This window comes from Arthrobacter pigmenti (assembly GCF_011927905.1).
In the GTDB taxonomy this organism is placed as follows: Bacteria; Actinomycetota; Actinomycetes; order Actinomycetales; family Micrococcaceae; genus Arthrobacter_D; species Arthrobacter_D pigmenti.
On record NZ_JAATJL010000001.1, the window covers coordinates 3,331,793 to 3,357,927 of the forward strand.

The window sequence follows — 26,135 nt, forward strand, 5'->3', positions numbered from 1 at the left end:
GTCAGGGGAGGGTGAGCAGTGAGTACTTTTCGATTGCTTGGCGGGGTGTGTCGGGGTCGACTTTGCCTTGTTTGGCGAGGAGTTCGAGGGTGCGTACGACGACGGAGTGTGAGTCGATCTTGAAGTAGCGTCGTGCGGCGGCTCGGGTGTCGGAGAAGCCGAAGCCGTCGGCGCCGAGGGTGGCGAAGTCCTGGGGGAGGAACTGCCGGATCTGGTCGGGGACGGCTTTCATGTAGTCCGAGACGGCGATGATGGGTCCGGGTGCTTCGCCGAGTTGTTGTGCGACGAAGGGCACGCGTGCTTCTTCGCCGGGGTTGAGGAAGGCGTCTTCCTCTGCGGCGAGCGCGTCACGCCTCAGTTCGGTCCAGGACGTCACTGACCACACATCCGCGGACACACCCCACTCGTCAGCAAGTATCTGCTGCGCTTCGAGAGCCCATGGCACTGCCACGCCGGAGGCGAGGATCTGCGCCTTGGGGGCGCCGTCGTCGTCGTGCCCTGGCTTGAGCCGGTAGAGACCACGAACGACCGCCCCGGCGTCGAGCCCCTCGGGCAGCGGCGGCTGGATGATGGGCTCGTTGTAGACGGTCAGGTAATACATGACGTTCGGATCCGCGGAATCCGCACCATACATGCGTTCGAGTCCCGCGCGCATGATGATGCCGAGTTCGTACCCGTAGGCCGGGTCGTAGGTGATGACCGCGGGGTTGGTTGACGCGAGGATGGGCGAGTGGCCGTCGGCGTGTTGGAGGCCTTCGCCGGTGAGGGTGGTGCGGCCTGCGGTGGCACCGATGATGAACCCGCGGGTCATCTGGTCTCCGGCAGCCCAGAATGAATCGCCGGTGCGCTGGAACCCGAACATGGAGTAGAAGACGTAGACCGGGATCAATGGCTCACCCTGGGTGGCGTATGCCGTGCCTGCAGCCGTGAAAGCCGCGACGGCGCCGGCTTCGTTAATGCCCGGATGCAGGATAGCGCCGGCCGCTGACTCCTTATACGCGAGCACCAGATCCCGGTCTACGGAGAGGTAATTCTGTCCTTGCGGGTTATAGATCTTCGCGGTCGGGAAGAAGGCGTCCATGCCGAAAGTGCGGGATTCATCCGGCACGATCGGAACGATCCGCGGCCCAAGGCCCTTCTCGCGCATCAGGTCCTTCAGGAGGCGGACAAACGCCATCGTGGTCGCCGCCTGCTGCTTGCCCGATCCGCGGTTGGCGACTTCGTATGCCTTGTCCCCCGGCAAATCGAGTGCTTTCGCGCGGGTTCGCCGCTCCGGAACGAAACCACCCAGTTCACGACGCCGGTCCAGCAGGTAGCGGATCTCCTTTGACTCCGGCCCGGGGTGGTAATAGGGAGGAGCATACGGATCGGCTTCCAAAGCCTCATCCGAGACCGGGATGCGGAGGTGGTCGCGGAAGTCTTTGAGGTCCTGGAGGGTGAGTTTTTTCATTTGGTGGGTGGCGTTGCGGCCTTCGAAGTGCGCGCCGAGTCCGTAGCCCTTGACGGTTTTGGCCAGGATCACGGTGGGTTTACCGGTGAACTCGGTAGCAGCCTTATAGGCGGCGTAGACCTTCCGGTAGTCGTGTCCGCCGCGCTTGAGGCCCCACACCTGGGCATCGCTCATGTCAGCGACGAGGTCCTTGGTCGCAGGGGTCTTCCCGAAGAAGTGATCCCGCACGAACCCACCGGATTCGGCCTTGTAGGTTTGATAGTCCCCGTCCGGGGTTTCATTCATGATCTTCACCAGGTCCCCGCTGGTATCAGCCTCAAGCAGGTCATCCCATTCCCTGCCCCAGACGACCTTGATCACGTTCCACCCGGCCCCACGGAAGAACGCCTCCAACTCCTGCATGATCTTCCCGTTACCCCGTACCGGCCCGTCCAGGCGTTGCAGGTTGCAATTGATCACGAAATTCAGGTTATCCAGACCCTCATTCGCGGCCAGCTGCAACAACCCCCGCGATTCGGGCTCATCCATCTCCCCGTCCCCGAGGAACGCCCACACCTGCTGCCCACTGGTGTCCTTGATACCCCGGTTCTGCAGGTACCGGTTGGACTGGGCCTGATAGATCGCGTTCATCGGACCGATCCCCATCGACACCGTCGGGAACTCCCAAAACTCCGGCATCAACCTCGGATGCGGATACGAAGACAACGCATGCCCGGCCTTGGACTTCTCCTGCCGGAACCCATCCAGGTCTTCCTCGGTGAGCCGCCCTTCCAGGTACGCCCGCGCATACATCCCAGGGGACGCGTGGCCCTGGAAGAAAATCTGATCCCCACCACTGGGGTGATCCTTACCCTTGAAGAAATGATTGAACCCCACCTCATACAAGGTCGCCGCCCCCGCGTACGTGGAAATATGACCGCCCACACCAATCTCCGGACGCTGCGCCCGATGCACCATCACCGCAGCATTCCACCGCATCCACGCCCGGTACTTCCGCTCAATCTCCTCATCCCCCGGGAACTCCGGCTCCTCATCGACCGGAATCGTGTTCACATAATCAGTCGTCACCACCGGCGGCAACCCCACAGACCGGCCACCAGCACGGGCCAACAACCGGCCCAACACCTCACGAGCCCGCTCCGAACCCCGCACATCAACCAACTGATCAAACGACTCAACCCACTCAGCCGTCTCCTCCGGATCCGAATCAACAGAACCCGAACCCACAATCCCCTGATCAGCAGCCATCCCAAAACCTCTTTCGCGCCCCGGAGCTCATCCTTGGGCATCCTTTGCTCTGTCCGTCATCGCACATGTTTTGCGCAAGAAGGTTCCACAATATGGAACAATACTTCCATTAGATATCTACAGTGAACGACCACGAAGATCAGAATGTCAATCGCAACCAGGAGCGTGCGTCATGAATCATTCGCCGGAAAGCGGTCCCCGCATCACCCTCGTCACCGGCGCCGGCTCCGGCATTGGGCGCGCAGTGGCGCACGCTTTCCTGGAGGCGGGTTACGCCGTCGTACTCGCCGGCCGGCACCGCGAACCACTGGAACACACCGCCCAGGGCTGGGAGCTTGCGCAGGTGGTGCCCACTGATATTTCACAGCACGACGACGTCGGCCGGCTCTTCGCGCAGGTGCGCGAGCGCTGGGGGCGCCTGGACGTCCTGTTCAACAACGCCGGGATCTTCGGACCCGCGGGGGCTGTGGACGAGGTCGGCTTCGACGAGTGGTCCAGCACGGTCGCCGTCAACATCACCGGCTCGTTCCTGTGCGCGGCTGAGGCATTCCGGCTCATGAAGGAGCAGGACCCACAGGGTGGGCGGATCATCAACAACGGGTCGATTGCAGCGCACTCCCCCCGGCCACGCTCGGCCGCCTACACGACCACCAAACACGCCATCACGGGGCTCACGAAGTCGATCGAACTCGACGGGCGCCCCTACGGCATTACCTGCGGTCAGATCGACATCGGGAATACGCACACCGACCTGATGACCACACTGGGCGTGGGCGAGGGCGCCCTTCAGGCCGACGGCAGCAGGCGCGTGGAGCCAACGTTCCCCGTGGAGGAAGCGGCGCGCACGGTACTGCACATGGCGCAGTTGCCGGCGTCGGCAAGCATCGGGACTGTGGTCATGACGGCGAGCGGGATGCCGTTCATTGGGCGCGGCTAATTGGCACAGATACGAAGAGGCCTCCCGCGTTCAACGCGAGAGGCCTCTTCGAGACGTTTTCCGAGAAGGATCAGCTGTACCAGAACCAGTGCGGCGGGCTCCACATGGGCGGAACCTGGTGCCCATTGAACGAACCGCAAACGGAACAGGAGTAGCTAACACTGGCGGGAATTAGGTCCCTTCCCTCGGAGGAGACACGCGCCGGAACAAAATCCTCATAGATCAGGAACTCGTCCGTACTGCATCGCTCGCACCACGGCAGCGCGCTGTCCCGCTCTGCCAGTCCTCCCGTCGATGGGAGGCCTGTGCTGCGATGGTCCGGGTTGATAATCGTCATTGTTTGTCCACCGTTTCCAAACCGCAAGTGAGTACAAGTAGTTAAGAGGAGCAACAACTAAGCTCGCTTAGTTAAGGTCTAATAACGATAGCGTTTGAATGCAAATTACGGAAGTCCGCGCGTTCTAATTACCGGCGAATTGGCACAATAGGGGTTATGATCCGCTCCCGCACGTCACCTGCTCTCCCCGAGACCCAGCAGCGTTCCCTGTCACGGGCGATAAGCGAGAACGACGACGTCACAGTCTTCGTAGACGGCACCGCGGTGAAGCTGCCCGCCCAGGCGCGGGACGCCGTCGTCGACCTCCTGCACCGTCTCGCCGCCGGCGATTCCGTGACTGTTACCTCGGTCGCGGAGACGCTGACCACCTCGCAGGCGGCAGAAGCAGCCGGCATTTCGCACACGTATCTTCGGAACCTGACCGACGCCGGCACCATCCCCGTCGAATACCGCGGGACGCACCGGCGGATTCGCCGGGACGCTATCGATGCCTGGCTCGCCACCCAGCGGAAGTCAGATGCGGGGCCGGCGTGACCAGCGGCGGGCCTTGAGCGCGAGATGCAATTCGAGCCGGACCTGCCCGCTCAACGGATCGGCGCCGATGATTGACCGCACCCGCGCCAGTCGGTTGTACACACTGCTGCGGTGCAGGTGAAGCTGTTCCGCGACTTCCTGGACTGAACCGTTCTTGTCGTACAGAAGCTCCAGGACGGCAAGCAGTTCGTGGTTGCGGTCATGGTCCTCGATCTCGGCGAAGTACACGGAGCGGGCCGTAGACCGCTGCCAACCCCTTCCGGCAAGGAACTGGAACACACCTATCGAGCGGTAATCCACGGCCTCACCCAACTGCGCATCCACGGCTGACGCCTGCGCCGCCCACCGCGCCTGCTCGTACGCGCCTGCAAGTCCGTCGGGTGCCGCGAAGGGCTCGCTGGTACCGGAAATCAGGCGATCCGCTGGATTCCCGGTCACTGTCGAAAAGCGCTCGGCGTAACGACGCCGGATGGCCGCCTGCTCCGCGCGTCCGGACTCATCGCGGAACAGCAGGATTGCGTGCGACGGCGTTCCTGCGCTGAACACCACTGGTTCGGCGCCCACCGTGGCCTGCAGCGCAGCCGTACTGTGTGCAAGTGTGGCGGCCTGTACGTCAACCGCGGCCGGGCGCGACGGGTCGAGCAGAACGGTGAGGTGCCAGGGCGCAGTTCCGCTGAGTTCGGGCCAGCCCGCGAGGTCCTCCGTTGCCGGTCCATCACGATCGAGCGTTGCAAGGAAGACTGCCTCCCGCCTGCTCCGGTGCTCCGAACCCGCTGTGTTTCCTTCCAGCAGCAGGGCGGCGAGTCGGTCCATCCCGTCCCGCACACCTGGTAGCTGGGAAAGAATGTGCTGTGCGGAGTCTTCATTGACCTCCTGCTGCACCCACAGGTAACCCACCCGGAAACCACGCACCAGCAGCGGCACGCATACCCGGCCCAGCATCCCCAGTTCGTCATTGGCGGGAACCACAACCGGCCGCACCGCCGTTGCGATGCCGTGCCTCAATTGCCAGGCGCTCACATCGGCCGGCACCTTCTTGCTCAGCAGGAAGTTGACGCGTACGCGGTCGGCCGAGGATTGGTGGCTGCTGTATGCCAACAGCACGCCGTCCAGGTCCTCCAGGGAGAGCCCGCGGCCAAGCCGGGTAGCGATCCGCTCGACCTCCCGCTCCACCTCCGTTGTCTGCATCCCTCCATCCTAGGGACCAGCCGACGACACTTGACGGCCCAGGACTCGACAAATGTCGAATGGCTTCGCATCGCGCCCTGTGGTAGTGACGTCCATCACAACATGCCTTCCTTCCGCGTGTGCGCGCCAAAGTTGACCCGTACGACGACGACGCCACGCGCCGTCGTCGTACGTCTGCCCTTGGTGCCGCTTGACTGGGCCCTGTCGGAGGAGCGGGCGCGCTCGTATTCTGTAATTGCGGGGCCACAAACTCTGCCGGTCACAACCGAACCCCTTACGAGCAACGGAGAATCCCGTGATCATCGGCGTCCCCAAAGAAGTGAAGAACAACGAGTTCCGCGTGGCCATCACCGCCTCCGGTGTCCACGAGTTCCGCACCCACGGGCATACAGTGCTCGTGCAGAAGTCTGCGGGCGTCGGCTCCAACATCACCGATGCGGAGTACATCGCCGCAGGCGCCGAGATTGTCGAGGACGCCGACGACCTCTGGGCGCGCGCGGACATGGTGATGAAGGTCAAGGAGCCCATCGCCGAGGAGTACCACCGTTTCCGGCAGGGCCTGGTGCTGTTCACCTACCTGCATCTGGCGGCCGAACCCAAGCTCACGCACGCACTCATGGAGTCCGGCGTAACGGCGATCGCCTACGAGACAGTGCAGGAGGGACGCGCACTTCCGCTTCTCGCGCCGATGTCCGAGGTTGCCGGGCGCCTCTCGGTCCAGGTCGGCGCCCAGGTGATGACCGCGCCGTCGGGGGGCCCCGGCCTCCTGCTCGGCGGCGTACCCGGAGTCCGGCCGGCGAAAGTGGTTGTGCTCGGCGCGGGCGTTGCGGGAACCAACGCGACCGCCATGGCCGTTGGCACGGGAGCGGAGGTAACGATACTCGACATCAACATCGCCCGGCTGCGCGAACTCGACGCGCAATACGCGGGCCGGGTGAAGACCATCGCCTCCAACGCGTTCGAAATTGAGCGTGCCGTACTCGACGCCGACCTCGTGATCGGTTCGGTCCTCATCCCCGGCGCAAAGGCTCCCAAGCTCGTGACAAACGATATGGTGTCCCGGATGAAACCGGGCAGCGTGCTCGTGGACATTGCCGTGGACCAGGGCGGCTGCTTCGAGGACTCACACGTCACCACCCACGAGGACCCGACCTTCACGGTGCATCAGTCGCTCTTCTACTGCGTAGGGAACATGCCGGGCGCCGTCCCGAACACGTCCACCTATGCGCTGACCAACGTGACCCTGCGGTACGGCATTGCACTGGCTGACAAGGGCGTGCGCGGGGCCTTCGAAGCGGTCCCGTCGCTGGTCCACGGCCTCAATATCGCGAGTGGAGCGGTGGCACACCACTCCGTATCCGACGCACACGGCCTTGAGCTCAATGAGGACTGGCGCCAACTGGTCTAGAGACTGTGCGCTGCTTCGATAATGCGCTGCGCCTTCAGGCTGTCGGCCGGGTCCACAGGCACCGGCCCGCCGTCGAGCAGCGCCGCGGCCAACAGGTCGTAGAAATCCGGATAGGCGCCGTTCTCTGTCCGTATCCGCTCCGCCTGCTGGTCGAACCCCAGTAAGCCCCAGGAGAGGCTGTCCTCGACACCGTAGCCCGGGTCCGTGGGAAGCATCCCGGCGTCCACTGCTGCTTCCTGCACGTCCTTGCCCCATTTGGTGTACGCCGACTTCGATCCGGTTACCCGGTAGCGCGGTGCTGCCTGCGGTGCCAGTGTGTTCATCCACAGATGGCTGATCACGCCGGAGTGATGATGCAGGGCAAGGAAGACGTCGTCGTCGGGCCCGTCCTCCTCCCGGTGGGCGGCCAGTTCGACGTGGGCGAGCTCCGCATCCCCGAAAAGCTGCAGCGCCTGGTCGATCAGGTGCGGCCCAAGGTCAAAGAGGATGCCGCCGCCCTCGCTTGCCGGGGTGCTGGCCTTCCACGGTTTGGTTACGAGCGGCTTGTAGGACTCCAGGCGGGATTCGAACCGACGAACCGTACCGAGGGCGCCCTCCTGCAACAGCTTTCGAATGGTGAGGTAACCGCCGTCCCACCGGCTGTTCTGGAAAACCGTGAGTAGTTGGCCCTTCTCACGGGCGAGCTCGACCAGGCTCTCGCCGTCGGCGGACTTCGCCACGAACGGCTTATCGACGACGACGGCGACCCCCGCCTTGAGCACCGCTTCCGCCAGGGGTGCGTGGCTGGCGGGCGGTGTGGTCACCACAATGAGATCGAGTTCATCCGCCTCCTGCCACAGCTCATCCACCGAGCGGATAATCCGCGCCTGGGGGTACTGCGTCTGGACCTGTGCAATCCGCTCCTCGTTCGAGGTCACCACAACGTCGAGGGAATATCGCGGATTAGCGGCAATAAAAGGGGCATGAAAGACCCGCCCGCCGAGCCCGAACCCGATGACTGCTGTTCTGATTCTCGTCATGCGCCCAGCATATGACTCAGAGGCTGGTGCACCGCTGTGCGGCTCGATACACCGAGTTTGTTGCTCTCCGAACGCATACTATGATCAGGAACCGGTCAAGCAGCGGCCACGAGATCCTCGCAGTAAAAGGACCCCATGGTTTCCGCTCAGGACCCCAGTGCATCAAATCCCGCTGATTCGGCTGATGAACAGCCGACGCCCTTCGCAGCGAAGGAAGGGGGATATCTTGACCCTGACCAGTCAACCCGGCTCATGTTGACCACCGCCGCACACTTTGTGCAACAGCATCTTCACGATCAGCTTGGTGCTCTTGGACTCAGCCCTGCCGGGCATACGGTTCTCAGCGGCCTCGCTGACCTGCAGGAAGCAGGAGTTTCCGAAATTGCAGGCCAGTGCCTGCTGGCAGAATCTGCGGTTGAAGAAGCGCTCCAGGAACTGGCGGCGTCGGACCTCGTGGACGGGGGATCGGACGTATATCGACTGACTTACGCCGGGAAGGCAATCCTCGCTGATGCGTGGGATCTTGAGGACTCACTGTTTGCGCAGAAGACAACCGCCCTGCGGCAGGAATTGGGGACGTTGATCAGCAAACTTCGCGAGGGAGGCGACGTTCGGGAAGAGTGAGCGATTGTTGAATGCTTGCCGCGTGGGCTGAACGATTCATTTGCGAAATTCACCGTGTTGCCGGCGGGCTCAGTGCCAGAGGCTGTCGGCCCAGGCTGCGTCCCTGAGGTAGTCGCGTGCAGGTCCAACATCCCAGAGTTCGCCCTGGGAAGCGATAACGCCCATTCCGCGTAGATTTTCCACCGTGTCGGGCGAGCATCCGAGGGCCTCGCTCAGGTCTCGTGCGTCCGTGGCGAGAATGACGTCTTCGTTGCGGGGCATTGAGAGATTTCCTTTCTCGTCGCGCGATTGACGATGAGGCACAGTGAGAGTCAGTTTCGGTTGAACAGGGTCCGCTCGCGGTCCACGGTCCAGGTGCGTGCGTAGAGGCCAAGTACGGCTTCTTCGCGCGGAGTGAAGCCAAGACGATTGAGTGTCATGTGGGCCTGATGGACGGTGAGGTGCTGCGCGCTTCGGCTCACCCGTGCTTTGTCTGCCCGGTAGAGGTACGTGTCCAGCGCCCGGAACCAGCGCCGCCGCCAGTTATGCACGGCGGATTCTGCTGCGGTTGCCGACATGAGTCCGTGGAAACCAGGGACCTTTGCGTTCACCTGGGTCATCATTGCTTCCCGTACGGAAGCACCGCGCGGCCCGAGGTCCGGCGTGCAGGTCTTCAGGTGGCTGTCCCAGTAGTAGTCCCAGGAGATTCGGCGGCGATCAGGCCAGCTCGCAGACCTGGGACCCTTCATCATGCTCCGGGCCGAATCAAACAGGATCAACGAGGCAAAAGCGGACCGGTTATGCATCTTGGCGAACCGCTGGGTTCCCCACGCGGCGAGCTCCGAAGACAACTCGAACACTTCCTCCGCGAGCTGAAGACCCTCCACTCCCCCGTACTTGAACAATTCGGCTTCGAGTTGTGGATCGGAGTCTTCCATGCCGCGGAGATAGTAGCCGCTACCGGCGGGAGGAGAGCAGTGCTGATGGGAGGGAAGTGACGCCAGGTCAAGGTTGCTGCGCTTCACCAAAGCCTGATGAAAGGTCTGAAGCCGCTCGATTGTCCCAGGCTGCGCAAGAATGTGCAGCCGCACCTGTACGGCAGATGGCTCCATACACCGTGAGTAGAACCATCTGCCGGCTCGCAGAACCTGCGCCTGCGCCGCCAGCGGGGTAACCAGATCTCCAATGATGCCGTCCGCTACATCGAAGCCACCTGCTTGTGTGGAGAGATGCCACCATTGAGCGCCAATTGCTGTTCGTGAGGCGGTTCGAACTGCGGTTAGCTGACTCATGACATCCTCCTTCGGGCTTTGGTTACCCCCGCTGGGGCGAGTCTTTAGTTGATTCGCTGCTTCCGTTGAGGACGCGAACCGTATTCAGTTGGGTTACTTCGGCCAATCCCAGCTTGCAACGGCTGACTTGGGCCAGTCCCAGCTGGCAGTCACAGACTTGGGCCAATCCCAGCTTGCGGCTCCCAGAGCCGGGGATGCTGGTGCCAGAGCTGCTGCTGCGACAAGGAGGCCGGCTGCGGCGCCGATGATCTTCTTCATAAGATGTTTCCCTTCCGTCAGGTTGCAAGTGACGCGGTCCTGCTCGCCGTCGAGCCGGTGAATCAAGCATGTGGCGCGTGATTGCATGATGTCCAGCTGAGGGGGCGCCCTATTCAGGACATGACCTGATGCGGACACATGGCTCCGGTGGGGCCGGGGTGGGGGGCGGAAGCGCCACGCCAAAATGCCCGAAAATCCGCGCAATTACACGGAAAAAGTGCAAACTTTGAGCATCGCGGCTATCGTGTGTCCTTAAGTGGACATGTCATGTTTTTACAGGGTCATTTTTGGTTCTCTGATGAGCAGAACATCCGACCATACTGGGAGTGCCAGCCCACAGGGTCTGTAGGCTGGCCTCAGGGAAGCGGACATTCGGAAAGGGACGCCGATGCTCGACGGCATATGCATAGAGTTGTACCGCTATGCCGTGGGCAATCCGGGCTGGACCCGATCTGAAGCTTCCGAAGCGCTTGGGTACACCCTACGGGACATCGAGTCAGCGATGGAAGTACTCATTGAGCGCAGATTGCTGAGCACTCAAACAGCCAAGGAACATGCATTTGTCGCCGTCTCACCGGACGTTGCACTGGCTGATCTCGTCGATGCCGATGAACGCGCGGTGCAGGATCTGCGGACCCGGATCAGCGCGCGCAGAAGGGAACTCTCCACGCTCGTTCCCACCTATCTTGAAGCCCGCAAGAGCGTCATTGCCAGCTCCGCCGTGGAGACACTTGAGGATCCCCACCTGATTCACCGGGTACTTATCGATTACGGCCGTGACGTCACCGAGAAGGTGCTCATAGCCCAGCCCGGCCAGGGTTCAACGGCGGATGTGCAGGAGGAGAACGTCCGCAAGGACCTGGAGCTGCTTGCAAAGGGCGTGAAGCGCAAAACCCTGTACGACATCAGCATCCGCGACCACGTGCCAACCCGGAAGGCTGTTGCAGCGATCACGGCAGGCGGCGGTCAGTTCGGGGCGCTACCGCGGGTACCGCTGCGAATGCTTATTTTTGACCGGAAGCTCGCCCTTGTTGCCCGGCAGCTCAGGCATGATGACAAAGCGGCGCTCGTGGTGCGCGATCCGCACCTGATTCATATCCTCACGCAGTTGTTCGAGTTCGCCTGGGAGCTCAGCGAGCCGTTCCTCGTGGATGAGCCACTGGATTCGCCCCTGAACAGCACTCAGCATGCAATTCTGAAGGGCCTTGCATCAGGCTTCTCGGACGAAGTGATTGCCCGGCGTCTTGATATCAACGTCCGCACATGCCGCAGGCACATTGCATGGATGCTGGAGCAACTTGGGGCTGAGAGCCGTTTCCAGGCCGGCATCAAGGCGCATCAGGCAGGGTGGATTTAGAAAACTTCCGTTGCCTATCAGTGAACTGATCCCCTAGACTCGTCAAGTGACTTCTCAGGACGAACTGAACTCCACGCTTCTGCCCGCCGAGACCGAGGTAGCCCTGGAACGGGCTGCGGAATCAGCTCATAGACACGAGGAATTGTTCTCCGAACGCGCCGCCAACATCAAACAATCTGCAGTGCGGGACGTCTTCGACATATCAATTCGTCCGGGCCTTGTCTCACTGGCCGGCGGCAGCCCCTACCTCAAGTCCCTGCCCCTTGCGGATCTTGGCAAGACGGCAGAGCGCATCATCGCCGAACACGGGCTTGAAGCCCTGCAGTACGGCGGTGGACAGGGCATGGAGCATCTCCGTCACCAGATTTGCGAGGTCATGGCCGCCGAGGGGATCCCCGACGCCGATCCATCGGACATCGTTGTAACCACGGGTTCCCAGTCAGCACAGGACGTAGCGGCCAAGGTCTTCTGCGATCCCGGAGACGTCATCCTGTGCGAGGACCCCACCTATGTAGGCGCGCTCAACACCTTCGAGGCGTACCAGGTGGATGTGCAGGCGGTCGCGATGGACGAGGACGGTCTTGTGCCTGAGCGCCTCGAGCAACGCATCGATGAGTTGCTCGCTGAGGGAAGGCGCATAAAGCTCCTCTACACGATCCCGAGCTTCAACAACCCGAGCGGCATCACCCTGGCCGCAGATCGTCGCCAGCGTATTGTCGAAATCTGCCGTAGAAACAACATCCTCATCCTTGAGGACAACCCGTACGGCATGCTCCGCTTCGACGGGCACCCACTGCCGCCCATGCGCGCAGATAATCCGGACGACGTCATCTACCTCGGCTCCTTCTCGAAGATCTTCGCTCCAGGAGTGCGATTGGGGTGGGCGCTGGTCCCGAAGCACCTTCACCGCCGCTTCTACCTTGCCTGCGAAGCAGTTGTGCTCTGCCCGTCGCCCCTCACCCAGATGCTCGTTTCGGCCTACTTGAGCGACTACGACTGGCGGGGACACCTGGAAAACACACGCGCACTCTACAGCGAGCGGTGCGAAACCATGCTCAAGGCCCTCGCCGAGCACTTGCCGGAGGACGCATCCTGGACTACGCCCGACGGCGGGTTCTTTATCTGGGTGACACTTCCGGAAGGCGTGGACACATACCCTCTCCTACACCAGGCGATCGATGCCGGTGTGGTCTTCATCCCGGGTGCGGCCTTCACGCCCTCGGACGAACCCTCGAACAAGCTGCGGCTGGCCTTCAGCGCCGTTTCACCCGAGGACATCGAGGAAGGCATCCGCCGCCTCGCTCCCATCCTGCAGGATGCAATCGCCAAGCAGCACAGCACTACCTAGGGGCCCTAGCGACTACCGGGCTCCCAACTGTGCTTTGCCCGACGGCTTTAGCTCAGGTCGGGGCCCTCGCCCGTTAGTCGAGCAGGAGGGCGGGCTCCTCCAGGATGGACGCGACGTCGGCCATGAAGCGTGCGCTAAGGTCGCCGTCCACAACCCGGTGATCGAAGGATCCACCGAGCGTAGTGATCCACCGGGGGATGACCTCGCCGTCGAGCACCCAGGGCTTCTGCTTGATAGTTCCGAAGGCCACGATCGCGACCTCACCCGGATTGATGATCGGCGTGCCCGTGTCGATGCCGAGGGCGCCAATGTTGGTGATCGTGAGCGTCCCGTCCTGCATCTGCGCGGGCCGCGTTTTGCCTGCCCGTGCCGTGGTTGCCAGTTCATTCAAGGCAACCGCAAGCTCCTTCAGTGAGAGGTCCTGGGCATCCTTGATGTTCGGAACCATCAGCCCCCGCGGCGTCGCCGCCGCGATTCCCAGGTTCATGTAGTGCTTGACCAGGATCTCCTGATCCGTCCAGGTAGCGTTCACCGACGGGTTCCGGGCGGCCGCCCAGATTACCGCCTTCGCCAGGATCAGCAAGGGTGAAACTTTGATCCCCTCGAAGTCCCGCGAGGATTTCAGCCGCTTCACGAACTCCATGGTGCGGGACGCATCGACGTCCACGAAGATGCTCACATGCGGGGCGGTGAACGCGCTCTCCACCATGGCCCGGGCGGTCGCCTTCCGCACACCTTTGACCGGAATCCGTTCAATGCGCTCATCCTGCGGACGGCTCGCGGCACCCCAGAACGACGGCGCTGAATCCTGCTCCGCGTCCCGCTGGGCCTGGTAACTGAGGAGGTCCTGTTTGGTCACTTCGCCGGACCCGCCGGTTGCCGGAACGTCCGCGAGATCGATTCCGAGATCGCGGGCAGCCTTGCGCACGGGCGGTTTGGCGAGCGCACGCTTCGTGACGACGGGCGAAGGCGCGGTATTGCCGTCTCCCGGCACCTGGGCGGGTGGCGCGCTTGCGGCGGCGGGCGCCGTCGTCGTTGTTTGCCTGCCGGGGCGATCGGTTCTGGGGCGGCGGCGGGAGGAGTCGGCCCGGGGGCCGGTTCCCACCAGCGGTGCGTTGGCCCCCGCGGACGACGACGGCGCCTCCTGGCGGGGCGGCGTCACCAGTTCGCCGGGGACATGGTTGGCAGCAGGCGGGGAATCGATGGCGTCCACCGTGCCGTCCGTGACGGAGATGATCGGAGTGCCGACCGCAACCGTTTCGCCCTCCTGCACGAGGAGTTCAGCGACCACTCCGGCATACGGCGAAGGCAGCTCTACGAGGGACTTGGCGGTTTCGATTTCCACGATCACCTCGTTGACGGCAACTGTGGCTCCGGGCTGGACCTGCCAGCGGACGATTTCAGCCTCGGTGAGGCCCTCGCCAACGTCCGGGAGTTTGAAGGTGTTCAGCGTCATGGGTCCTTCTAGTACGCGAGGGCGGTGTCGAGCGAGTGCAGGATGCGGTCGATGTCCGGGAGGTAGTGCTCCTCGGTTCGCGCGGTGGGATAGGGCAGGTGGAAGCCGCCGACCCGCAGCACCGGCGCCTCCAGCGAAAGGAAGGCGCGTTCGGTGATCCGGGAGGCAATCTCGCCGCCGATCCCGCCGAACGTCGGCGCCTCATGGGCGACCAGGAGCCGGCCGGTCTTCTGGACCGACGCCGTCACCGTGTCGAAATCGATGGGTGAGATGGACCGGAGGTCGATGACTTCCACGCTCGTGCCGTCCTCTGCTGCCGCGTCGGCAGCTGCGAGGGCAACCGGTACCAGGGGGCCGTAGGCGACGACGGTGGCATCGGTGCCTTCCCGGAGCACCTGGGCTTCGAACGGGGAAGGAGGCACGGCAGTCAGATCAACCTCCCCCTTCTGCCAGTACCGACGCTTGGGTTCGAAGACGATCACCGGGTCCGTGCAATCGACGGCCTGCTGAATCATCCAGTAGGCGTCATGCGCGTTGGATGGCGTGATGATCCTCAGCCCGGCGGTGTGTGCGAACAGGGCCTCGGGTGACTCTGAGTGGTGTTCGATGCTTCCAATCCCCCCGCCGTAAGGGATGCGGATCACCACGGGCGCGGTCAGTTGCCCGTCGCTGCGCGCATGAATCTTGGCCAGCTGGGTGGTGATCTGGTTGAACGCGGGGAACACGAAACCGTCGAACTGGATCTCGCACACCGGCCGGTACCCGCGCAGCGCCAGGCCGATCGCGGTGCCGACAATGCCAGATTCCGCAAGCGGAGTATCCACCACGCGGTCGGAGCCGAATTGCGCCTTCAAACCCTCGGTGACCCGATAGACGCCGCCGAGATCACCGATGTCCTCGCCCATGAGCAGCGCTGTGGGGTGGGTGGTCAGCGCGGCGCGCAGCCCCTCGTTGAGGGCTTTGGCAATGGTCATTGTGGGCATCAGCTCAGCCCCTCCTCGCGGGCGAACCCGGCCTCATAGTCCTTCCAGGCCTGAAGTTCCTCCTGGATGAGCGGATGTGCTTCGGCGTAGGTGGTCGCGAAACGGTGTTCGAGTCCGGGCGCCTCCATAGCCAGCACGTCTGCGCGCAGTTCCCTGGCGAGGACGGCGGCTTCCTGCTCCAGATCCGCGAAGAAATCATCTCCCGTTCCCGTAGCACGCAGGCGCCGCTCCACCCGGATCAGTGGATCGCGCGGCACCCACAGCTCCTCGTCGGCAGGCAGGCGGTACTTGGTGGGGTCATCCGCCGTGGTGTGCGCGCTCATCCGGTAAGTGAACGCTTCGATGAGCGTGGGGCCGCCGCCGTTGCGGGCGCGTTCAAGAGCCCAGCGCGTGACTGCCCGCACAGCCAGCACGTCATTGCCGTCAACGCGGATCCCGGGAAAGCCGTAGCCGCGCGCCCTGTGGGCAAGGGGCACCCTCGACTGCACTTCAGTGGGTACCGAGATGGCCCAGTGGTTGTTCTGGCAGAAGAAGACAACCGGCGCGTTGAACGAGGCGGCGAAGACCATCGACTCGTGAACGTCGCCCTCAGAGCTGGCGCCGTCGCCGAAGTACGCAACCGTGGCTGCTTTCGGGAGAGCCGGGTCAGCGGCCTGATCGCGCTGCATGCCCATTGCGTAGCCCACCGCGTGCAGTGACTGGGCAGCGAGGACCAGCGTGTAGAGATGAAAGTTGGAGTCCTTTGGGTTCCAGCCACCGTTGGTGATCCCCCGAAACAGCTTCAGCAGGTCAGCGGGCGCGACGCCGCGTGCAACTGCCACGGCGTGTTCGCGGTAGGTGGGGAAGACGTAGTCCTGCGGCAGCATGGCGTAGGCGGACCCGACCTGCGCCGCCTCCTGCCCCCGCAGCTGGACCCACAGTGCCAGCTCACCCTGGCGTTGGAGTGCCGTTGCCTCCTGGTCGAACCGGCGGATGAGATACATGTCGCGGTAGAGCACTTCGAGCTCGCCCTCTGCGGGTGCGTATCCGCCATAGGGGCCGCTGACTTTCAGTTCCCCGTCGGGTGAGAGGAACTGCACCATCCCTGCCGGATCACGCGTCAGATCCGGTGGGTGGTGGGCGTCGAACTGCTCCTCGGCGTCAAACTCGGCCGCTGGAAGGCCCGATGTTGCCATACTTTGTTCCTTGCCGGTCATATTCCGTGAGGCGTATATTTACCCGGCTTTCATGCGCTGAAGCGCATGCGCCGTCCCCTTAGACTAACGACGACGGCGCTCACCTCCCATTTATGAAGTGCTAAGAAACTCCCGGACCCTTTGTGTAGGTTGCACAAAGGGCGAGGAAACGGGAGTTGGCTTCGGCTTCTCCGATACTGACGCGGATACCTTCCGTGCCGAAAGCCCGGACGGACAGCGCCTGCTGCTCGGCGAGCGCAGCGAATTCGGGCGTGTTCTCACCGAGGGACAGCCAGACGAAGTTGCCCTCAGCCTCCGGAATAGCCCAGCCAAATTCCCGTAGTCCGTCCACTACCCGGGTCCGCTCATCGACGATGGATTGAACCCGCTCCCTTACTTCGCCAATGTGGCGGAGCGAGGTAACAGCCGCGTGTTCAGCGACCTGCGAAACGGCGAAAGGTGTGGCGCTCACACGAAGATGCTGGGTGAGGGCCGGCTGCGAAATGGAGTAGCCCACCCTCAGCCCTGCAAGGCCATGGGCCTTGGAGAAGGTCCGAAGCACAATGACGTTGGGGTAGTCGCGGTAGAGCTGGAGACCCTCGACCGCTTCCGGGTTCCGCACGAATTCCAGGTACGCCTCGTCCAGGATCACAACGACGTGGCTGGGGACCCGCGCCAGGAAGTCCCGCACCTGGCGTTCGGTCAGGGCCGGGCCAGTGGGGTTGTTCGGCGTGCACAGCAGGATGACCCTGGTCCGGTCCGTGATAGCGGCGGCCATGCCGTCAAGGTCGTGGGTAGCGTCAGGAAGCAGCGGCACCTGAACGCTTTTCGCGCCTGCGAGCCCGACGCAGATGGGGTAGGCCTCGAACGACCTCCACGGGTAGATGACCTCGTCCGGAGCCTCGAATTCGTTCTGCCCGGCGAACGCTGCGAGCACCTGGTTCAGGGCTCCGAGGCTGCCAGCTCCTGTCACGATGTCCTCGGCCGGGACCCCCAGGAAGTCAGCGAGTTCGCTTCGCAACGTGGTGGTCATCGGATCCGGGTAGCGATTGATCGCAGTCTGCTGCGCGATCGCTTCGAGAACTGCAGGCAACGGCGGGAGTGGGTTCTCGTTGGATGAGAGCTTGTAGCTCTCCAGGCCTTCGATGACCACCGGAGGTTTTCCGGCGGCGTAACGAGGAAGACGGCCAAGAACGCTGCGGGGGTGGATGCTGGTGCCCTGTTCCGCAGCTGCGTCGGTGTGGTTTTCAGGTGCGCTCATGTTCTCAAGCGTACTGGGCGAGGGCCCCGCGCCGAGCGCAGCGAGGTGAAGGGAGCCCAGGTAGCGCGAACTGGGCGAGGGCCCCGCTACTTGGCCGGTGTGACAGCATTGGTGCATGTTGAAGTTCATTGTCAGGGTCCTGATCAACGCTCTCGCTCTGTGGGTTGCGGCGTGGCTGCTGCCCGGAATTGAGCTCGGCTCGGAAGCTGCGACCGAAGCTTCCGGTAACGACACCGTTGGCAGCATCCTGTCCTACCTGTTCGTGGGGCTGGTGTTCGGCGTAGTCAACGCGCTGGTCCGACCGATCGTGTCCCTGCTCTCCCTTCCCTTGACGATCCTCACGTTGGGCTTGTTCACCATCGTTATCAACGCGGGGATGCTGATGTTGACCTCCTGGTTGACCTCCTTCACTCCGATCGGCTTCACGGTGGACGACTTCTTCTGGACAGCGATCCTCGGCGCAATCATCATCAGCCTGGTTTCCCTCGTTGCCGGGGCTATCACCGGGAACAGCAGGCGCTAACGCTTCGCGTCCTTGACGCCTCTTCCCCCGAGTTTGCGTACCTCCGCGCTGCGTCGCGGCGTCGGTGCGGGGAACAGGGATGGCCTGGTCACGGAAAAGACGTGCCGTTTGGCTGTCGAACCAACGACGGCGGCGCCCAGTGCGGCAGTAATCGGGGCTATGGACGGGTGTGCGCTGTCATCGACAGCGCGGGCTCCAGCCTCGTAGCTTCGCAGTTTGTGTGCCGGGCCCAGCCCGAAATCCTCGCCAGGGAGCAGGAACACGGGGTTATCCTGCACCACCGTGACCTGATTACGGGCGTCGGCCTTCGGTTGCATGTCAGCCCACGGCACGGCGTCGAGCTCGTGCTTCAGGTGAAGGTAGTTCGTGCTTTCCGGAGCTGCCTCATCATCGGTCGGTGATCCCGCGGTGATGACCGTACTCACCGAGTATTTCTCCTGTACGGGTCCGCTGTTTGCGAGGTTCATGGCGTGCATACCGCCCTGGCTATAGCCGACCAGGACGACGTTCGCGCCCTCAGGCGCACCCGCCTCTTCAAGCCCGCGGGCAACGGCGTCGTTCACATAGAGGCTGTCTGCCTGTTCAGCCTCCGTGACGCCGACAGCGCTGAAGGCATTGGCCCATTCCGAGCCTTCCGTGCCCTGAAGCACCACCACATAGGTAAGCCCGCTCTCCCCTTCCACCTCAAGTACCTCGAACGCCGAACCGGGCTCGCCTTCCACTTGGGAAACTCGCGCAAGCAACCCTTCGACAGTCCCGCTGAGGGCGACCTCCGAGGTCCCAGTCTTCTGAACGCGCAAATGGGACGAGAGGAACGGCAAGCTGCTGACTGAGTCGCTGAGGTCCTGAATCGGGGCGAGGGCGGCGAATCTGAGATGCACTTCCAGTTCCGCCATGGCGTAGCCAACCCTGCTGAGACGGATTCTGTCTGCAGTTTCCTGCAGCTCTGCTTCGGCTGCCTGCACGCTGGCCTGCGCAGCATGGACTGAATCGAGTGCGCGAGATCCGGCTGCGTAGACCTTCACTCCGGCCGGACACGACTGCAGCCTCGTAACGCCCACGGCCATCCAGCCGACGCCATCCATCACCTCCCGCATGCGCTCAGCTGCATTTTGAATGACCTGTACGCCCCTATCCAGTTCCTCCCACTGGAAGCGAATGCCTCCGGCTCCGCCAACAACCCGTGCAATTGCGTCTTGATCAGGCCGGGCGACAACCGGCAGAAGGTCATCGCTCACTGCCCGGCCGCCATCGTCACTTCCGCTGCCTGCAAAGCCGAAGAATATGCATCAAGGGAGACGGCGGCCTCGCGCATTCGGGACGCGCAGTCGGCAACCGCCTGGATACGCTCACCGAGATACTCCTTGAACTTCCGCCCTGCAGGCGATTCCCATTCAATGTCCTGCGCCCCGCACAGACGCGTGCGGACCTCCTCAAGGGTTTCTGCCTGAACCCTGAGGTGTCCTGCATACTCAGCAGCCACCTCACCGGACGCGGCCCCGAACGAAAGTGCCGGCGTCGTACTTTGAAACATGCTCCTGCCCCCTCTGATCCGCATCTTGCCTCTTCGAAAACGCTAGGCCTGCGAGAAGGACGACGACGGCGCCGCGTGCGGTATGTGCGTAAGTCGCCCGGAATTGGTGGCTGTGGAGGAGTTGTCATCCAAGCAGGGCAAGCGCGCGGGTCATGGAAGAATTGGTTCCATGCCTTCCATTGACTCCTCCCGGGTAAGCCTTGCGTCCGTATCGATCCGCCAGGGTGATAGCCAGGTTCCCATCGCACTGGGTCCCCTCGATGGCAGGTACCGCCCAGCCGCCGCGCCGCTCGTTGACTACCTCTCTGAAGCAGCTCTTAACCGCGACCGTGTGCACGTTGAAGTGGAGTGGCTCATTCACCTGACCCGTAACTCCGTGCTGCCTGGAACAAAACCACTGACCAGCGAGCAGGAAAGCGGCCTGCGGGAGATCGTCACCTCCTTCGACGGCACCGCCGTGAGTGAACTCGCGGAGATTGAGCGCGTGACAGTCCACGATGTCAAGGCCGTGGAGTACTTCATCGGAAGCCGTCTTGAGGGCCTCGGCATCGCGCACCTCAAGCCGCTCATCCACTTTGGCTGCACCTCGGAGGACATCAACAACCTCTCCTACGCCCTCGGCGTGAAAGGTGCGGTGGAAGCAGTGTGGCTGCCGGCGGCGTCGTCACTCGTGGAGCAGGTGAAGGCGATGGCCGAAGAATCGCGGTCGGTGCCCATGCTGTCCCGCACCCATGGGCAGCCGGCCACGCCCACCACCCTCGGCAAAGAGCTCGCCGTCGTGGCACACCGGTTGGGCCGCCAGCTCGAGCGGATCCGCAGAACCGAGTACCTGGGCAAAATCAACGGCGCAACGGGAACCTACGCAGCGCACGTGGCATCCGTACCCGGTGCCGATTGGGAAAGCGTCGCCCGGCAGTTCGTCGAAGGCCTGGGCCTCACGTGGAACCCGCTCACCACGCAGATCGAATCGCACGACTGGCAGGCTGAGCTGTACGCCGACGTCGCCCGGTTCAACCGCATCCTGCACAACTTCTGCACCGACGTGTGGAGCTACATTTCCATTGGCTACTTCGCGCAGGTGCCGGTCGCCGGCGCCACCGGTTCCTCAACCATGCCGCACAAGGTGAACCCGATCCGCTTCGAAAACGCGGAAGCCAACTTGGAGGTCTCCTGCTCCTTGCTGGACGTCCTCGCCTCCACGCTTGTCACCTCACGCTGGCAGCGTGACCTCACCGATTCCTCCTCGCAGCGGAACATCGGCGTCGCCTTCGGTCACTCGCTGCTCGCCATCTCCAATGTGGCAAAGGGCCTTGAGCGCCTCGACGTTGCCGACGCCGTCCTCGCCGCCGACCTTGATACCAACTGGGAAGTCCTCGGCGAAGCGATCCAGATGGTCATGCGGGCCGAAGCGATCGCCGGAACGCCTGGCATGGAGGACCCCTACGAGCGCCTGAAGGACCTCACCCGCGGCCACCGGGTGGATGCGAACCGAATGCGCGAGTTCGTCCTCGGGCTCGGGCTCTCCCCGGAGGCCCAGGAGCGGCTGCTCGCACTTACCCCGGGCAGTTACACCGGCATCGCGGACAACCTGGTAAACCACCTGCGCTGATCCGCCCACCACACACAGAGATAGGGTCGCCCGATGGCAGGCGTGTTGATCGGCTTTGCCATCGTGGGCGCAGTAATCCTCGTCGGGTACGTTGCCGGGCGGCTTGAACTTGCCGGCCGGGATGCGGCGAATGTGCTCAGCCGTACGGCCTTCTTCATCACCAACCCGGCGCTGCTCTTCACCATCCTTGCGCAAGCGGACCTCGCGGTGGTGTTCTCTGCCTACGCACCCGTTGCCCTCCTGGGTTCGGTTGCGTCGGCGTTGCTGTACGTGCTGCTGAGTAGGATCTGGTTCCGCCGAAAGGCCGCGGAGACAGCGGTTGGTGCCATGACCGGCTCATACGTGAACGCCAACAACATCGGCATTCCGATCGCCCTCTATGCCCTCGGAGATGCGACGGCGGTGGCCCCGGTACTGCTGGTACAACTGCTGATCTTGACACCCTTCTACCTGGGCTTCCTCGACCTCACTTCCGGCGGTAAGGCCTCCTTCAAGCGCATCATCACCCAGCCCGTGCGGAATCCGATCATCATCGCCTCCATTCTGGGCGTCGTGGTGGCGTGGACCGGCCTTGAGATCCCGGACGCGGTGTTCGAGCCGCTCGTGCTCCTCGGCGGAGCGGCCGTTCCCCTGGTGTTGCTGGCCTTCGGTATGTCCCTGCGCGGGAGCCGCCCGCTCGGAGCACGCGAATACCGGGCCGAGGTTATTGTCGCCACCCTGATCAAGACTGCGGCGATGCCGTTGATCACCTACGTCCTTGCCCGATTCGCATTCGGGCTCGAGAACGAACTCCTCTTCGCCGCTGTGGTGATGTCCGCGCTGCCGACCGCGCAGAACACCTTCCTCTTCGCGAGCCGATACAACCGCGGAATACCGATCGCACGCGACGTGATCGTGCTGACCTCCGCCCTCGCGGTACCGAGCCTCATCGTGGTGACGGCGCTACTAGCGTGAGGCGAGCGCCGTCGTCGTGCGCTGGTGGCTGTCCCAGCGCCGTAAGCCGGCCAGGGTGATGCTTCCATGGTCAGGCGGCAGGATTTCGACGGCGCGCGCAAGTTGGTCCGGACTCAAGCCGCGCGCAAGCGTGAGGTGCGGGATCCACCGCCCGGGCACAGAGTTTTCAGCGATCTTCGGGACATCGGCGAGCGCCTGGTGCACCTTGCGGTGCAATTCAAGCAGGGCAACGCCGACGACGACGGCGCGCGCCAGCACGAGCCCCCGCCCGGTCCGGAACACCATCAGGCCGGCGGTGTGCGCGCCAATAGGCAGTGTCTCGTTCAGCCCCTGAAGCGCCGGATCGAAATGGTCCGGCACTGCTGGTGCGGCGAGAAGCGTGATATGTGGGCGATTGGAAGCGGCCGTGTGCCGTGCCTGCGACGGCAGGTCGGAGTCCTGGAGCCGCGCCCAATCCCTGCGGATCAGTTCCTCCGCGTGCGGGTCGGGAAGAATTTCGATGCTATCCATCGGCTTCCTCCTTCATCTCCGGTGATCCCCGCTGAGCGTAACCCGGTGTCAGGGGTGGCTGCGAGACTGGGCTCATGGCATTTGACCGGTTTCCCATTCGACGTTTGGAGGAGAAGCGCGAGCAGCCGCTGAAGCGTGATGCCTGGCCTGCCACCCTGCCGCCGGTCGCGCAGCTCCTCGATGAGGGCCTGGAGCTTGGTCCCGCCACTGTATTCGTGGGCGAGAACGGCTCCGGGAAATCCACACTGATTGAGGCAATCGCCGGCGCGTACGGGCTTTCGCTCGAAGGCGGTTCCACCGGCGCCATGCACAGTACGCGGGCATCCGAGTCGGAACTGGGTGAGCACCTTCAGCTGATCCGGAACGCGGGCACAACCAGGCGGGGATATTTCCTACGGGCCGAGACCATGCACGGGTTCTTCACGTACCTGGAGAAGAACCGAGGGCTGCCATCAGGTCGCGATGACGTCTCATTCCATGACATGTCCCACGGTGAGTCCTTCCTCGAACTCGCGGTCGATCGCTTCCGCGGTGCCGGCCTGTGGGTCCTGGATGAACCGGAATCCGCGCTGTCCTTCTCCGGCTGCCTGGCGCTGGCCGGAGTGCTCAAGCAGCTCCTCGCAGACGGGAAGTCGCAGGTCCTCCTGTCGACGCACTCCCCGCTGCTCGCTGCGCTGCCGGGAGCGCGCATCCTCGAAGTCGGTGAGTGGGGGCTGCGGGAACGGGACTGGGAGGACCTGGACCTGGTACACAACTGGCGCGAGTTCCTCAAGGCGCCCGGGCGTTACCTCCGACACCTCTAGGTATGCGCTACTTGCTGATGTCCGTCCTGGTCCACACGTAGAACTTCTCCGGCCGGCCTGCAGCACCGTATTTGGGCACAATGCGCGCGCTTCCCTGCGTCACCAGGAACTCGAGATACCTGCGGGCGCTCACCCTTGCCAGGCCCAGCATCCCCGCCACCTCGGACGCGGAGGAGCCTGCGCCCGACGAGCGGAGTGCACCAATGACCGATTCGAGAGTCGGCTGCGAAAGCCCCTTCGGAAGAGTGCCCTGGTATGCCGGACGGTTCGCGGCGGGTGGGCGCGTGGGCGCTGTGGCAAGTAATCGGTCAATCCGCTCCTGATCGAGGGGCGATGCAGACGATGAGCTGTGCTCAAGAATCCGCGCACGGTGCCGCACATAGTCGTCCAGCCGCTGCATGAGCACCCTTGAGTTGAAGGGTTTCACCAGGTAGTGGAGCACTCCTCCCGCCATCGCCGCCCGCACGGTTTCCAGTTCACGGGCCGCAGTGATCGCGATGATGTCCACGGGTTCGCCAGGCAGGTTCCTTGCCGCCCGCAGGACCTCTATTCCTGACATGTCCGGCAGGTGAATGTCGAGCAGCATCAGTTCCGGTTGCAGCTCGCGCACCATCTCGAGCGCCTGGGTGCCCGAGTGGGCTACGCCAACGACGTCGAAATCGCCATGCGCCAGCAGGAACCCTGTGTGCACACCGGCAATCTCCTGGTCGTCGTCCACAACCAGTGTTCGAATGTGCGTCACTTACTCAGCGTCCCGCTGAGCCCAGGCGCCTGCGCTGCGGGCGCCTGTGCTGGGGCAAGGTGGACGGTAACCTGCGCTCCGCCCAGGACGGACTGTCCGACCGCGACCGAGCCACACCGACGGCGGGCAACCCTCTCAACCAGCGCCAGGCCGAAGCCTCGCGAACCCGTGCTGGGCGACTCCTTGGTTGAGAAGCCCGAGGAGAAGATTCGCTCGCGCAGCTCGTCCGGAATGCCGGGGCCATCATCGGACACCACAACGCAACAACCATCGGCGTCCGAGGTAAGCAGCACGTGGATGGTTCCGTTGGACCCGATCGCTTCCGTCGCGTTATCAATGAGGTTCCCGAGCACAGTTACCGGATCGGTGGTGCTGTCCGGATGGAACGTTGACGCTGCGTCGACGATCAGCGTGATGCCCTTCTCCGCGCAAATGGTGCTTTTCGCCATGAGCAGGCTGGCGGCGTCGGGATCCGTGATGCCCGGTGACAACTCCCCGGAAACCACTGATCCGCCGTGTCCGGACCGGGAAATGAAGTCCACGGCCTGGCTGGTCTGGCCCAGTTCCAGCAACCCGGAAATTACGTGCATCTTGTTCGCGAACTCGTGAGCCTGGCTTCTGAGCGCCTGGGTGACGTCCCGCGCGCCGTCGAGGTCCAGCAGCAGTTGATGCAGTTCAGTGCGGTCACGCAGGATCAGGACCGCACCAACCCGCCGACTGTCAACGACGGCGTCACTCGAGCGGGCGAGGAGCACGCGTTCACCGACCAGAACTGTCTCGTCAGTGTCTCCCGCCGCTCCGAACATTCCGGCGAGCGAGGGATCAAGAACATCAGCCGCCGGGCGTCCGCGCACCTCGTCCCCCACGTCAAGCAACCGCTTCGCTTCATCATTGAGCACGGCGATCCTGCCGCGTTCATCGACGGCCACTACACCCTCGCCTATCCCATGGATCATGGCGTCGCGGGTTTCCAGCAGCGCCGCGATTTCCTCGGGCTCGAGGCGATAGATGCGGCGCCAGATCAGGCGCGAGATCCAGATTGACCCGGCGGTTCCGGCGAGCGCAGCAAGTACCAGCCAGCCGAGCAGCACCGGAAGGTCCTCCTGCAGGTCGGCAGCGAGCGTGGACTCGAGCGTACCGACCGACGCAGTGCCGATGACCGTTCCCTCATCACTCCAGATAGGGACCTTCACCCGCCACGATTCGCCGAGCGTTCCGGTTTGCGTACCTATGTAGGTTTCACCGGACAGGGGAACGGAGGGGTCGGTGGACACCATCTGACCGATCATCGCCGGGTTGGGATGCGAGTAGCGGATGCCGACGTCGTCCGTCACCACTACATAGGTGACCCCGGTGGCCTGCGTGGTGAGCTCGGCAATCGGCTGGATGACGGCGCTCGGGTCCTCATCGTCAAACGCGTCAATTATGGAGGGCAACTGGGCGATGGAACGGGCCACCCCGACCATGCGGGACTGGTAGGCGTCGCGGATCTGTTGCTCCTGCATCCGGACGGCAACGGAGCCGGCCACCAGCACAATGACCAGCACGATCAGCAGCTGCAGCAAGAACAACTGTGATCTTAGCGACATTGACCGGATCATGCTTC

At 63.3% G+C, this 26,135-nt stretch carries 26 protein-coding genes; 10 read left to right on the top strand and 16 right to left on the bottom strand.

Annotated elements, in window-relative coordinates; all coding sequences use genetic code 11:
- Window position 1: 1 nt before the first annotated feature.
- A complete protein-coding gene (gene aceE / locus BJ994_RS15630; RefSeq protein WP_167995349.1) occupies window positions 2-2,698 on the bottom strand; it encodes a pyruvate dehydrogenase (acetyl-transferring), homodimeric type in 2,697 nt (898 codons plus the stop codon).
- 172 nt (window positions 2,699-2,870) lie between these two features.
- Here aceE and BJ994_RS15635 point away from each other — a divergent pair, with 172 nt between their 5' ends.
- Together BJ994_RS15635 and BJ994_RS15640 are read left to right on the top strand one after the other, a co-directional pair.
- Window positions 2,871-3,635, top strand: a complete 765-nt coding sequence (locus BJ994_RS15635; RefSeq protein ID WP_167995350.1) for an SDR family oxidoreductase — start codon at window positions 2,871-2,873, stop codon at window positions 3,633-3,635.
- 493 nt (window positions 3,636-4,128) lie between these two features.
- Complete coding sequence (locus BJ994_RS15640; protein WP_167995351.1) at window positions 4,129-4,506, top strand: helix-turn-helix domain-containing protein; 378 nt, start codon at window positions 4,129-4,131, stop codon at window positions 4,504-4,506.
- Here BJ994_RS15640 and BJ994_RS15645 read toward each other — a convergent pair.
- Window positions 4,486-5,694, bottom strand: coding sequence for a PucR family transcriptional regulator (locus BJ994_RS15645; RefSeq protein WP_167995352.1), 1,209 nt, complete (start codon window positions 5,692-5,694; stop codon window positions 4,486-4,488). The genes BJ994_RS15640 and BJ994_RS15645 overlap by 21 nt on opposite strands.
- A gap of 95 nt (window positions 5,695-5,789) precedes the next feature.
- Window positions 5,790-5,957, bottom strand: coding sequence for a hypothetical protein (locus tag BJ994_RS15650; protein ID WP_167995353.1), 168 nt, complete (start codon window positions 5,955-5,957; stop codon window positions 5,790-5,792).
- Window positions 5,958-5,989: 32 nt separating this feature from the next.
- Between BJ994_RS15650 and ald the strand changes: the two genes are divergently transcribed.
- Window positions 5,990-7,102, top strand: coding sequence for an alanine dehydrogenase (gene ald / locus BJ994_RS15655; RefSeq protein ID WP_167995354.1), 1,113 nt, complete (start codon window positions 5,990-5,992; stop codon window positions 7,100-7,102).
- Here the strand turns inward: ald and BJ994_RS15660 are convergent.
- The gene (locus BJ994_RS15660) at window positions 7,099-8,121 is read right to left on the bottom strand and encodes a Gfo/Idh/MocA family protein (RefSeq protein WP_167995355.1); all 1,023 of its coding nucleotides are present in this window, start codon (window positions 8,119-8,121) and stop codon (window positions 7,099-7,101) included. The genes ald and BJ994_RS15660 overlap by 4 nt on opposite strands.
- A 135-nt stretch (window positions 8,122-8,256) precedes the next feature.
- Between BJ994_RS15660 and BJ994_RS15665 the strand changes: the two genes are divergently transcribed.
- Complete coding sequence (locus BJ994_RS15665) at window positions 8,257-8,745, top strand: MarR family winged helix-turn-helix transcriptional regulator (protein WP_167995356.1); 489 nt, start codon at window positions 8,257-8,259, stop codon at window positions 8,743-8,745.
- Between the two features lie 69 nt (window positions 8,746-8,814).
- On the opposite strand, the gene BJ994_RS15670 is transcribed toward BJ994_RS15665, so the two are convergent.
- The 3 genes from BJ994_RS15670 to BJ994_RS15680 all read right to left on the bottom strand — a co-directional run bounded on the left by BJ994_RS15670 (window position 8,815) and on the right by BJ994_RS15680 (window position 10,274).
- Window positions 8,815-9,006: a hypothetical protein gene (locus BJ994_RS15670; RefSeq protein ID WP_167995357.1), complete on the bottom strand. Its 192-nt coding sequence runs from the start codon at window positions 9,004-9,006 to the stop codon at window positions 8,815-8,817.
- A 50-nt stretch (window positions 9,007-9,056) separates the two neighbouring features.
- The gene (locus tag BJ994_RS15675; RefSeq protein ID WP_167995358.1) at window positions 9,057-10,016 is read right to left on the bottom strand and encodes a lantibiotic dehydratase C-terminal domain-containing protein; all 960 of its coding nucleotides are present in this window, start codon (window positions 10,014-10,016) and stop codon (window positions 9,057-9,059) included.
- A gap of 93 nt (window positions 10,017-10,109) precedes the next feature.
- On the bottom strand, window positions 10,110-10,274 hold the full coding sequence (locus BJ994_RS15680) for a hypothetical protein (protein WP_167995359.1): 165 nt from the start codon (window positions 10,272-10,274) through the stop codon (window positions 10,110-10,112).
- 388 nt (window positions 10,275-10,662) lie between these two features.
- Between BJ994_RS15680 and BJ994_RS15685 the strand changes: the two genes are divergently transcribed.
- Both BJ994_RS15685 and BJ994_RS15690 read left to right on the top strand, forming a co-directional pair.
- Window positions 10,663-11,631, top strand: coding sequence for a helix-turn-helix domain-containing protein (locus BJ994_RS15685; RefSeq protein WP_167995360.1), 969 nt, complete (start codon window positions 10,663-10,665; stop codon window positions 11,629-11,631).
- A 46-nt stretch (window positions 11,632-11,677) separates the two neighbouring features.
- Window positions 11,678-12,979 (top strand): aminotransferase-like domain-containing protein, encoded by a 1,302-nt coding sequence (locus BJ994_RS15690; protein ID WP_342450402.1) that lies wholly within the window; start codon window positions 11,678-11,680, stop codon window positions 12,977-12,979.
- A gap of 73 nt (window positions 12,980-13,052) precedes the next feature.
- On the opposite strand, the gene BJ994_RS15695 is transcribed toward BJ994_RS15690, so the two are convergent.
- The 4 genes from BJ994_RS15695 to BJ994_RS15710 form a co-directional block, all read right to left on the bottom strand.
- Complete coding sequence (locus BJ994_RS15695) at window positions 13,053-14,435, bottom strand: dihydrolipoamide acetyltransferase family protein (RefSeq protein WP_167995361.1); 1,383 nt, start codon at window positions 14,433-14,435, stop codon at window positions 13,053-13,055.
- 8 nt (window positions 14,436-14,443) lie between these two features.
- Entirely contained in the window at window positions 14,444-15,418 is a 975-nt protein-coding gene (locus BJ994_RS15700) for an alpha-ketoacid dehydrogenase subunit beta (protein WP_167995362.1), read from the bottom strand.
- Complete coding sequence (locus BJ994_RS15705) at window positions 15,418-16,593, bottom strand: thiamine pyrophosphate-dependent dehydrogenase E1 component subunit alpha (protein ID WP_167995363.1); 1,176 nt, start codon at window positions 16,591-16,593, stop codon at window positions 15,418-15,420. The genes BJ994_RS15700 and BJ994_RS15705 overlap by 1 nt, the downstream gene beginning before the upstream one ends.
- Before the next feature lie 121 nt (window positions 16,594-16,714).
- Window positions 16,715-17,854, bottom strand: coding sequence for a histidinol-phosphate transaminase (locus BJ994_RS15710; protein WP_167995364.1), 1,140 nt, complete (start codon window positions 17,852-17,854; stop codon window positions 16,715-16,717).
- A 115-nt stretch (window positions 17,855-17,969) separates the two neighbouring features.
- Between BJ994_RS15710 and BJ994_RS15715 the strand changes: the two genes are divergently transcribed.
- A complete protein-coding gene (locus BJ994_RS15715; RefSeq protein ID WP_167995365.1) occupies window positions 17,970-18,377 on the top strand; it encodes a phage holin family protein in 408 nt (135 codons plus the stop codon).
- On the opposite strand, the gene BJ994_RS15720 is transcribed toward BJ994_RS15715, so the two are convergent.
- Entirely contained in the window at window positions 18,374-19,615 is a 1,242-nt protein-coding gene (locus BJ994_RS15720; RefSeq protein ID WP_167995366.1) for a PGAP1-like alpha/beta domain-containing protein, read from the bottom strand. The two genes, BJ994_RS15715 and BJ994_RS15720, sit on opposite strands and share 4 nt — an antisense overlap.
- A complete protein-coding gene (locus tag BJ994_RS15725) occupies window positions 19,612-19,911 on the bottom strand; it encodes a hypothetical protein (RefSeq protein WP_167995367.1) in 300 nt (99 codons plus the stop codon). The genes BJ994_RS15720 and BJ994_RS15725 overlap by 4 nt, the downstream gene beginning before the upstream one ends.
- A gap of 169 nt (window positions 19,912-20,080) precedes the next feature.
- Between BJ994_RS15725 and purB the strand changes: the two genes are divergently transcribed.
- Together purB and BJ994_RS15735 are read left to right on the top strand one after the other, a co-directional pair.
- A complete protein-coding gene (gene purB / locus BJ994_RS15730) occupies window positions 20,081-21,520 on the top strand; it encodes an adenylosuccinate lyase (protein ID WP_167995368.1) in 1,440 nt (479 codons plus the stop codon).
- Between the two features lie 33 nt (window positions 21,521-21,553).
- Window positions 21,554-22,474: an AEC family transporter gene (locus tag BJ994_RS15735; protein WP_167995369.1), complete on the top strand. Its 921-nt coding sequence runs from the start codon at window positions 21,554-21,556 to the stop codon at window positions 22,472-22,474.
- Here BJ994_RS15735 and BJ994_RS15740 read toward each other — a convergent pair.
- Window positions 22,466-22,984 carry a 2'-5' RNA ligase family protein gene (locus tag BJ994_RS15740; protein ID WP_167995370.1) on the bottom strand — a complete coding sequence of 173 codons (519 nt, stop codon included), beginning with the start codon at window positions 22,982-22,984 and terminating at the stop codon, window positions 22,466-22,468. The genes BJ994_RS15735 and BJ994_RS15740 overlap by 9 nt on opposite strands.
- Before the next feature lie 74 nt (window positions 22,985-23,058).
- On the opposite strand from BJ994_RS15740, the gene BJ994_RS15745 reads away from it, so the two are divergent.
- On the top strand, window positions 23,059-23,787 hold the full coding sequence (locus BJ994_RS15745; protein ID WP_167995371.1) for an AAA family ATPase: 729 nt from the start codon (window positions 23,059-23,061) through the stop codon (window positions 23,785-23,787).
- Window positions 23,788-23,794: 7 nt separating this feature from the next.
- Here BJ994_RS15745 and BJ994_RS15750 read toward each other — a convergent pair whose 3' ends face one another.
- Together BJ994_RS15750 and BJ994_RS15755 are read right to left on the bottom strand one after the other, a co-directional pair.
- Window positions 23,795-24,529, bottom strand: coding sequence for a response regulator (locus tag BJ994_RS15750; protein WP_167995372.1), 735 nt, complete (start codon window positions 24,527-24,529; stop codon window positions 23,795-23,797).
- On the bottom strand, window positions 24,526-26,118 hold the full coding sequence (locus BJ994_RS15755) for a sensor histidine kinase (protein WP_245192311.1): 1,593 nt from the start codon (window positions 26,116-26,118) through the stop codon (window positions 24,526-24,528). Before BJ994_RS15755 ends, BJ994_RS15750 begins: the two co-directional genes overlap by 4 nt.
- Window positions 26,119-26,135 lie beyond the last annotated feature (17 nt).

Coding starts and splice junctions, on each gene's coding strand:
- aceE (WP_167995349.1), bottom strand. CDS start 2,698: ATGGCTGCTGATCAGGGGATTGTGGGTTCGGGTTCTGTTGATTCGGAT.
- BJ994_RS15635 (WP_167995350.1), top strand. CDS start 2,871: ATGAATCATTCGCCGGAAAGCGGTCCCCGCATCACCCTCGTCACCGGC.
- BJ994_RS15640 (WP_167995351.1), top strand. CDS start 4,129: ATGATCCGCTCCCGCACGTCACCTGCTCTCCCCGAGACCCAGCAGCGT.
- BJ994_RS15645 (WP_167995352.1), bottom strand. CDS start 5,694: ATGCAGACAACGGAGGTGGAGCGGGAGGTCGAGCGGATCGCTACCCGG.
- BJ994_RS15660 (WP_167995355.1), bottom strand. CDS start 8,121: ATGACGAGAATCAGAACAGCAGTCATCGGGTTCGGGCTCGGCGGGCGG.
- BJ994_RS15665 (WP_167995356.1), top strand. CDS start 8,257: ATGGTTTCCGCTCAGGACCCCAGTGCATCAAATCCCGCTGATTCGGCT.
- BJ994_RS15670 (WP_167995357.1), bottom strand. CDS start 9,006: ATGCCCCGCAACGAAGACGTCATTCTCGCCACGGACGCACGAGACCTG.
- BJ994_RS15675 (WP_167995358.1), bottom strand. CDS start 10,016: ATGAGTCAGCTAACCGCAGTTCGAACCGCCTCACGAACAGCAATTGGC.
- BJ994_RS15680 (WP_167995359.1), bottom strand. CDS start 10,274: ATGAAGAAGATCATCGGCGCCGCAGCCGGCCTCCTTGTCGCAGCAGCA.
- BJ994_RS15685 (WP_167995360.1), top strand. CDS start 10,663: ATGCTCGACGGCATATGCATAGAGTTGTACCGCTATGCCGTGGGCAAT.
- BJ994_RS15695 (WP_167995361.1), bottom strand. CDS start 14,435: ATGACGCTGAACACCTTCAAACTCCCGGACGTTGGCGAGGGCCTCACC.
- BJ994_RS15700 (WP_167995362.1), bottom strand. CDS start 15,418: ATGCCCACAATGACCATTGCCAAAGCCCTCAACGAGGGGCTGCGCGCC.
- BJ994_RS15705 (WP_167995363.1), bottom strand. CDS start 16,593: ATGGCAACATCGGGCCTTCCAGCGGCCGAGTTTGACGCCGAGGAGCAG.
- BJ994_RS15710 (WP_167995364.1), bottom strand. CDS start 17,854: ATGAGCGCACCTGAAAACCACACCGACGCAGCTGCGGAACAGGGCACC.
- BJ994_RS15715 (WP_167995365.1), top strand. CDS start 17,970: ATGTTGAAGTTCATTGTCAGGGTCCTGATCAACGCTCTCGCTCTGTGG.
- BJ994_RS15725 (WP_167995367.1), bottom strand. CDS start 19,911: ATGTTTCAAAGTACGACGCCGGCACTTTCGTTCGGGGCCGCGTCCGGT.
- purB (WP_167995368.1), top strand. CDS start 20,081: ATGCCTTCCATTGACTCCTCCCGGGTAAGCCTTGCGTCCGTATCGATC.
- BJ994_RS15735 (WP_167995369.1), top strand. CDS start 21,554: ATGGCAGGCGTGTTGATCGGCTTTGCCATCGTGGGCGCAGTAATCCTC.
- BJ994_RS15740 (WP_167995370.1), bottom strand. CDS start 22,984: ATGGATAGCATCGAAATTCTTCCCGACCCGCACGCGGAGGAACTGATC.
- BJ994_RS15745 (WP_167995371.1), top strand. CDS start 23,059: ATGGCATTTGACCGGTTTCCCATTCGACGTTTGGAGGAGAAGCGCGAG.
- BJ994_RS15755 (WP_245192311.1), bottom strand. CDS start 26,118: ATGTCGCTAAGATCACAGTTGTTCTTGCTGCAGCTGCTGATCGTGCTG.